We start from the raw sequence: 7,420 nt of genomic DNA on the forward strand, positions 1-7,420 counted from the left end.
AACATGCTCATGGCTGAAACGATCTGCATCGATCGTCAAAAGGCACGACACGAAATTCCTCGCGCCGCGAATATCATGAAACAACGCCGTTACAATCTCAAGAAAATTGCTTAAGAAATTGGAACCGAAAGCAGGGGAGTAAACGGGAAAACAATAAGGCCCGCAGGCTTTCGGCGATATCATCCACTCACATCGGCCTTCGAGCCGAATAAGCGCATTTTCACTATTTCGTTGAGTATTTCGCTTCTCTTGTTGACTAGATACTGTTTGCCAGACGTAGTGATGCGGGCGACCGCCTTCTGACGAGTGAATGGATTTGGCCAGCGAGCCCTCGCGCCAGCACCTGAAAACGCCGGCGCTGCATCGTAAGCGGCGGGCAGTGCTTTGGCTGATGGTCGCCGCTTCGCTTTCGGTCATCGGCGGCACAGTTCTCCTCTCCAATGACATGCGCAATCTACGTACGCTGGCTGCGCGTTTCGGATATGAGCTGCCGGACGAGAGCGTGGTGGTCCACAAGGAAGCAGAAACGGCCAAGCCCCCGATTCAACCGAATCCGGCCCCGGTTCGCGTCGACTTTTCGAAGCATCTGCTCGAGGCGCCCCGGATCGAGCTTGCGGGCGGCTTCCTGAGGACTTGGCGGACGACAGGCCCCACAATGTGCGAAGCCCTGCGCAAGGCGGGCATCGAGACCACGCCATGGCGCCCCTCGGCTTTTGGCAGCAGTGCCTATGAGTGTTCCTTCCAGGAGGTCTACAAACAGGATGAGGAACGGCCGCTGAGTTCGGTCTTTTTGATTGTTCGCGGAGACCGCAAGGGCGCGATCTTCAACATGCGCGCCAAGATCGTCGGCCCGGCTACCGACGGCGCCGGGCGGCTTGACCCGTCGGTGATGCGCATTTTCGATACGATGCTCGCGCAACCGCACTGGCTGGATTTCAGCGACACATTGGCCGCAATCCGCGAAATGAAGGATGTGAAAGAGGATGGCTTCGGTGCAAGCGTCAGCTTCACCCGCGAGTTCACGAGCGAAAACAGCTTCAACTTCATCGTGACGATCAGGGCCGCGCCTGGCCCGCAATTGCGGACCAGGGCTTATTTTTCACGCGAGCGCTGGATGACGGCGCCGGACGTTGAGGCATCCGAAAACCTCCCGCAGATTTTCGGTAGGCTTCAGAGATAGGGCGCGAAAAAGCGCCTGACGGCGTCGATCTCATTCGGCCGGATATCATGGCCGCCCGGGTGCCACTCTGTCTTCGTCTGAGCACCCTGCCCTTCGAAATAGGCTGCTAGCGCCTTGGTCAGCGGGACCGGGCAGATCGGATCGCGTTCGCCCGCTGTGATCAGCACCTTGCGCCCATTGAGTTCCGGGTTCGCTTTCGGCTGGAACGGGACGAGCGGGTGCATGAGCACCGACGCATCGAACAGCCCTTTCTCGATCAATACATTCGCAAGAATGTTAGCTCCGTTGGAGAAGCCAAGACCCAGGATGTGTGACGCTCCGTGATCGACGGTCATGTCCTTGACGAAGGCCGCCATCTTCTGCGTGGCTCTGGCGAGATCATCCATATCGTAGACGCCCTCGCCCGTGCGCTTGAAAAAGCGCGCCGCCCCATGCTCCGAAACATCCCCACGGGGGGAAACGATCGTCGCGTCGGGCAATAGCCGCCGCCCGAAATCGAAGAACTGGTTTTCATCTCCCCCGGTGCCATGCAGCACGAAGAGAATGGGCTTTCCTGGTGCACCGGCATGCAGCCGGTGCACGTAGCTGTGGTCGTTCATCGTTCCATCCTTAAGCTTCGAGCGGCTGCAGATGCTGCTCGAGCAGCTCCCGCAGATGCGCGTGCTGCTGTGGCAGCTTCAGCGCTTCGCCGAGATGAGCCGTGTCTTCGTCCCGGTTGAAGCCGGGTTCGTTGGTGGCAACCTCGAACAGAACGCCGCCCGGCGTGCGGAAATAGATCGCCCAGAAATAGTCGCGGTCGATGACCGGGGTCACCTGGTAACCCGTATCCATGAGGGCCTTGCGGACCTCGAGCTGCTTCTCCCGGTTTTCGACGGCAAAGGCAACGTGGTGCACGGAACCGGCACCCGGCAGGGCGCGAGAGATATTCGGCATCGTTTCGAGATCGACGAGATGTGCGCCATTGCCGCCCGGCATAATCAAACGCTTCACGCCGTCCTTCTCGTCCTGAACTTCATAGCCCATGAATTTCAGGAGCTCGGCCGTCGCACCCTCGTCACGAAGCCGCATGGCCACGGAGTGGAAACCGCGAATCCCATGGTCTTCGCTGATGCCGCCATGCGTCCAGGGCTGGCGGTTGTCGTCCTTGACTTCAACAAGTGCGAGACCGTCGCCGTCGGGACCGGCGAAGTTCAACCGCTTTTCTCCAAAGCTCTCGTCGGCCTTGAGGCCGCTGACGCCGAGCTTGGCGAGACGGTCGCTCCAGAAACCGAGCGAACCTTCGGGAACGGAAAAGACGGTCGTGCCGACTTCGCCGGTGCCCGGACGGCCCTGCGCCATCTTCGGGAACGGGAAGTAAGTCATGACCGTGCCGGGGGCACCGGTCTCGTCGCCATAGTAGAGATGGTAAACTTCAGGCGCGTCGAAGTTCACGGTTTTCTTGACGCGGCGCAGACCGAGTGCGTTCGTGAAGAACTGATTGTTGGTGCGGGCGTCCTCCGCCATGGAAGTGACGTGGTGCAGACCCTTGATCTGGTTGAGCATATCGAAACCCTTTTTCTTGCCCGCAACGGCGGGCGTTGGATGGGTTATAGATGAGCCCTTGGAGCGTTTTGGAATAGCCGTGGAGATCAAAACGCATTGTCTCCGTTCATTGAACAACGATCAGCAGCTGTTCAATAAGTCTGGCTATCCTGCGGATTAGCCGGTAGCTCCCACGCCACCGGCGTGCGGCCATGGGACTGCAGAAAGGCATTCGCTTTCGAAAAATGCCGGCAGCCGAAAAATCCGTTATGGGCCGAAAGCGGTGACGGATGCGGCGCCTTCAGGACGAGATGGCGGTAGGAGTCGACGAAGGCCGCCTTTCGCTGCGCGTAGGAACCCCAGAGCATGAAGACGACCGAGTCGCATTGCTCGTTGACCTTGCGGATCACCGCATCGGTGAATTGCTCCCAGCCCTTGCCCTGATGCGACGCTGCCTGCGCCTCCTCGACGGTCAAAACGCTGTTCAGCAGCAGGACCCCCTGCTGGGCCCAATGCTCCAGGAAGCCATGCCGCGCCGGTTTGATGCCGAGGTCGGCTTCCATCTCTTTGTAGATGTTTACCAGCGACGGCGGAATACGCACGCCGGGCCGAACGCTGAAGCAAAGCCCGTGCGCCTGCCCGAGACCGTGATACGGGTCCTGCCCGAGAATGACGACCTTCACCCGGGTAAGGGGCGTCAGGTCGAGCGCCCGAAAATACTCCGAACCTTTGGGAAAGATGCGCTTGCCAATCTGCTTCTGGGCCAGCAGGAAATCCTTGAGCTGCGCCATGTACGGGCTGGAAAATTCAGCCGCGAGCGCCGTCTTCCAGCTTTCTTCAAGCGCAATGGTCTGTTCGCTCATCGATCATCCCTGTTCAACCGCATGGCCGACGGATTGCCCTAAGCCCTAAAGGGAATACGCGGAATATTTTAGTCACCTATCGCGGCTAAAATTTACGAAGTATCGTTAGACCGGTGACAATGGCGCGGTAAAGCAAGCGTCAGCAAGGATTTAACACGAATGAAGTTTGGCACAAGCGGCCTGCGCGGCCTCTCCACCGATTTGAAAGGCAGGGCATCGGCCGTCTACGCCACGGCATTCGGGCAATATCTTCTCGAGAGCGGGCGTGCGGGGCACGGCGATCTCGTTCTGATCGGCCGCGACTTTCGTGACTCCAGCCCCGAAATCGCTGCGACTTGCGCTGCGGCACTCTCCGCGCTCGGCTTCAGAGTCGCTGACTGCGGCACCGTTCCGACGCCGGCATTGGCGCTCTATGGGCTCCGGCACAAGGCGGCCAGCCTGATGATTACCGGTTCGCACATTCCGGCCGACCGCAACGGCATCAAATTCTACCGGCCCGACGGCGAAATCGACAAGGCAGACGAAGCGGCGATATCCGATCTCGCAGCCAAGCTCGACGCCTCGATACCCAAAGCGGCCGCCACAGCCGGCACAAAAGTCGAAGACAAGACGGCTGACTGCACGGAAGCCTTCGTTGCGCGCAATGCCGGTATCCTTTCTGCAAATGCTCTTTCCGGCCTGAAGATCGGCGTCTATCAGCACAGTACGGTCGCTCGCGACCTTCTGGTTCAGCTGCTGTCGCATTACGGGGCCGACGTCGTTGCCCTCGGACGATCGGAAACATTCATACCTGTCGATACCGAAGCGGTCTCGGCGGAAACCATCGCGCTCCTGCAGGATTGGGCAAAGTCGTTGAAGCTCGACGCTGTCGTTTCCGCCGATGGTGACGGCGACCGGCCTCTGGTCACCGACGAAACCGGCATGCCGCTGCGGGGCGATCTCCTCGGGCTGATTGCTGCGAACTTCCTGAACGCGGGCACCGTCGTCACGCCCGTCACCTCCAACTCCGGCATCGAAGCCGCCGGCGCCTTTGCCGTCGTGCGGACACGCGTCGGCTCGCCCTTCGTCATATCAGGCATGCAGGCAGCCAGCTCCGCGGGCAAAGACCGCATCATGGGTTTCGAGGCCAACGGCGGCTTGCTGACCGGCTCGGATTTCACCGTCAACGGCAAGACCGTGGACACACTGCCGACGCGCGAGTGTTTCCTGCCGATGCTCGCCGTGCTTTCGCTGGCAGCAGCGCAAAAGAAGCCGCTCTCGGCAATCGCCGGTTCCTATAACCTTCCGGTTGCTGCCGCCGACCGGCTGGAGAACTTCCCCGTCGAAACCAGCGCAAAGCTGATGGCTTACCTGCGCGCATCGCCGGAAAATCTGGCCGAATTCCTGGCACCGATCGGAAAACCTTCCGCGACGAGCGATATCGACGGATTGCGGGTCACGCTGGCCGACAAGCGCATCATTCACTTCCGCCCCTCTGGCAACGCGCCGGAAATGCGCTGCTATGTCGAGGCGGAAAACGAACACGCCGCAACGGAACTGCTTGAAGCCGGACTGAACCGGATCAGGCAATGGGCCGGACAGAATTGATTGAAGACAAAAGACTTTGAGGAAACGCACCCGATGACGCAAAAGATCGTTCCCGTGATCATGGCAGGAGGCAAGGGCACGCGCCTCTGGCCACTGTCGCGCGCAACTGCGCCGAAGCAATTCATTCAGTTCATCGGCGACAAGACCCTGTTCCAGGAAACACTTGTCCGCGTCTCCGACCCCGCACTTTACGAAGCGCCGGTCGTGCTGACCAATGAAGAATTCCGCTTTCTCGTGGCCGAACAGGCCCGCGAGCTCGATCACCCGCTGAAGGCCATCCTGCTCGAGCCCGTCGCCCGCAACACCGCGCCCGCCGTCGCCGCCGCTGCCGCTCTCGTTGCCGAGGCTTTCGGCAAGGACGTGATCATGCATGTGCTCGGCTCGGACTATGAGATCGTCGCCGACCAAAGCTATTTCGACAGCGTCCGCGCAGCGCGGGAAACGGCCGCTACCGGCAAGCTCGTCACCTTCGGCATCAAGCCCACCGAGCCGGCGACCGGCTACGGCTACATCGAGGGCGGCAAGAACCTTCCGACCGGCGCGCAGACGGTGAAGCGCTTCATTGAAAAGCCGCCTCTGGACAAGGCGAAGGAGATGCTGGCAGCCGGCGATTTCTACTGGAATTCGGGCATGTTCATGTTCCAGGTTTCGGTGCTTCTTGGCGAAATGCGCGCCCATGCGCCGGATGTCGTGAAAGCGGCCGATGCTGCGGTCGCGAAGTCCACACGCGACCTCGACTTCATCCGCCTCGATTCCCCGTCCTTCGCGAAGGCGCCGAACATCTCGATCGACTATGCGATCATGGAAAAGACGGAAAACGCCGCCGTCGTGCCCTCGCCATTCAAGTGGTCTGACCTCGGCAGCTGGGACTCCGTGTGGAAAACCGGCACGCGCGATCCGAATGGCAACGTCGCGACTGCCAATACGACACTTGTCAATAGCCGCAACTCGCTGGTGATGAGCCACGGCGTTCATCTCGCCGTCCAAGGCATGGACGACGTTGCCGTGATTGCCAGCGAGGATGCCGTCTATGTCGGTAAGCTGCAGGACAGCCAGAGTGTTGGCGATCTCGTCAAGACGCTCGCCGCCCTGCCCGCCACATCGAAACTGACGGAGACGCATCCGACCTCATATCGGCCCTGGGGCGGTTACACGTCGATCCTCAACGGCGACCGCTTTCAGGTGAAGCGCATCTTCGTCACGCCCGGCAAGAAGCTCTCGCTGCAGAAACATCATCACCGCTCGGAACACTGGATCGTCGTCAAGGGCACGGCCGAGGTGACGATCGGCGAGAACGTCCAGATGCTGCGCGAAAACGAGTCGGTCTATATCCCGCTCGGCGAGGTCCACCGGCTCGCGAATCCCGGCAAGATCATACTGGAACTGATCGAAGTGCAAACGGGTTCCTACCTCGGTGAGGATGACATCATCCGCATCGTCGACGAGTTCGGCCGTAGCTGAAACGTGCCGCTGTCTTGAATTTGTAAGTGTGCGCCTGTAACACGATCGCGTTTTGCCGCCGTAGGCCGCGATCGTTTTACATGATGAAGGTTATCCCATGCGCATAGTTATGATTGGTTCGGGTTACGTCGGTCTCGTTTCCGGCGCCTGCCTTGCGGATTTCGGACACCACATCACCTGCGTCGATAAATCAGAGGCAAAGATCGACGCGCTCATGGCCGGCGAAGTGCCGATCTTCGAGCCGGGCCTTGACGCCATCATCGAACACAACCGCAGCGCCGGCCGCCTGGATTTCTCCAAGGAGCTGACAGGGCCGGTCGCCGATGCCGATGTCGTCTTCATCGCGGTCGGCACGCCGTCGCGCCGCGGCGACGGCCACGCCGATCTGAGCTACGTTTATGCCGCCGCGCGCGAGATCGCCGCAGCCGTTACCGGCTTTACCGTCGTGGTCACGAAATCCACCGTTCCCGTCGGCACCGGCGACGAGATCGAGCGCATCTTCCGCGAGGAATTCCCCGGCAAGGACATCGCCGTCGTCTCGAATCCGGAATTCCTGCGCGAAGGCGCGGCGATTACCGATTTCAAGCGTCCGGACCGCATCGTCATCGGCACGGAAGACCCGCGCGCGACGGAAGTCATGCGCGAAGTCTACCGGCCGCTCTATCTCAATGAAGCACCGCTTTATTTCTGCGAGCGCCGTACGTCGGAGCTGATCAAATACGCCGCTAACGCCTTCCTCGCCATGAAGATCACCTTCATCAACGAGATCGCCGACCTTTGCGAACAGATCGGTGCGGACGTGCAGAAG

At 60.2% G+C, this 7,420-nt stretch carries 7 protein-coding genes; 4 read left to right on the forward strand and 3 right to left on the reverse strand.

All coding sequences use genetic code 11. The features are described 5' to 3' along the window. Positions 1 to 310: 310 nt before the first annotated feature. A complete protein-coding gene (locus ACPYOJ_RS18250) occupies positions 311 to 1,180 on the forward strand; it encodes a DUF6030 family protein (RefSeq protein ID WP_481417506.1) in 870 nt (289 codons plus the stop codon). Here ACPYOJ_RS18250 and ACPYOJ_RS18255 read toward each other — a convergent pair. The 3 genes from ACPYOJ_RS18255 to ung form a co-directional block, all read right to left on the reverse strand. After that, on the reverse strand, positions 1,171 to 1,779 hold the full coding sequence (locus ACPYOJ_RS18255; protein ID WP_481417507.1) for an alpha/beta hydrolase: 609 nt from the start codon (positions 1,777 to 1,779) through the stop codon (positions 1,171 to 1,173). The genes ACPYOJ_RS18250 and ACPYOJ_RS18255 overlap by 10 nt on opposite strands. A 10-nt stretch (positions 1,780 to 1,789) precedes the next feature. Beyond that, positions 1,790 to 2,722, reverse strand: a complete 933-nt coding sequence (locus tag ACPYOJ_RS18260) for a VOC family protein (protein WP_481417508.1) — start codon at positions 2,720 to 2,722, stop codon at positions 1,790 to 1,792. Positions 2,723 to 2,853: 131 nt separating this feature from the next. Continuing rightward, a complete protein-coding gene (ung, locus tag ACPYOJ_RS18265; RefSeq protein WP_481417509.1) occupies positions 2,854 to 3,564 on the reverse strand; it encodes a uracil-DNA glycosylase in 711 nt (236 codons plus the stop codon). A gap of 159 nt (positions 3,565 to 3,723) precedes the next feature. On the opposite strand from ung, the gene ACPYOJ_RS18270 reads away from it, so the two are divergent. The 3 genes from ACPYOJ_RS18270 to ACPYOJ_RS18280 all read left to right on the forward strand — a co-directional run. Then, the gene (locus ACPYOJ_RS18270; RefSeq protein WP_481417510.1) at positions 3,724 to 5,151 is read left to right on the forward strand and encodes a phosphomannomutase; all 1,428 of its coding nucleotides are present in this window, start codon (positions 3,724 to 3,726) and stop codon (positions 5,149 to 5,151) included. Between the two features lie 33 nt (positions 5,152 to 5,184). Continuing rightward, a complete protein-coding gene (locus tag ACPYOJ_RS18275) occupies positions 5,185 to 6,612 on the forward strand; it encodes a mannose-1-phosphate guanylyltransferase/mannose-6-phosphate isomerase (protein ID WP_481417511.1) in 1,428 nt (475 codons plus the stop codon). Positions 6,613 to 6,709: 97 nt separating this feature from the next. Further along, positions 6,710 to 7,420, forward strand: a 711-nt coding sequence (locus ACPYOJ_RS18280; RefSeq protein ID WP_481417512.1) for a UDP-glucose dehydrogenase family protein, incomplete at its 3' end; no start/stop codon positions are given.

The sequence above is a fragment of the Rhizobium sp. SVR5-9E genome (assembly GCF_056755095.1).